Below are 384 nucleotides of genomic sequence, written 5' to 3'. Positions count from 1 at the left end.
TGCCTGGCGCTTTGCCAATCACAGGATTAAGCTCTGAGCCTTGATTGAAAGGTTCGATTTTTTCGTCAGTTTCAAAACCTTGTAGCCACTGATTCCAGTGTGTCCACCAAGACCCCTCATTATGAGTCGCATTAGTTAGCCACTCATCCGCCGAGTCGTCTAGGTTGTCATTCAGCCAGAACCCGTACTTCTTCTTATCTGGATGGTTAACAATACCCGCGATATGACCAGATTCACCAAGCACGAACGTCTTGTTGCCACCGGTATTCAAGGCACCACGGTAAGTCCCCTGCCAAAGCGCGATATGATCTTCTTTCGCTGAAATGAAGTAGCTTGGTATTTTTATCTTATTGAGATCAATCCAGACACCGCCTACTTTCACGC

1 pseudogene is annotated in these 384 nt (G+C 46.9%); it reads right to left on the bottom strand.

Features of this window, described 5'->3' with window-relative positions:
- A pseudogene (locus tag AB4486_RS27890) lies at positions 1-384 on the bottom strand (class I poly(R)-hydroxyalkanoic acid synthase); the annotation flags it as partial.

This window comes from Vibrio sp. 10N.222.55.C6, assembly GCF_041473395.1.
GTDB lineage: Bacteria > Pseudomonadota > Gammaproteobacteria > Enterobacterales > Vibrionaceae > Vibrio > Vibrio crassostreae_C.
This window is presented reverse-complemented; position numbering and strand designations above follow the sequence as displayed.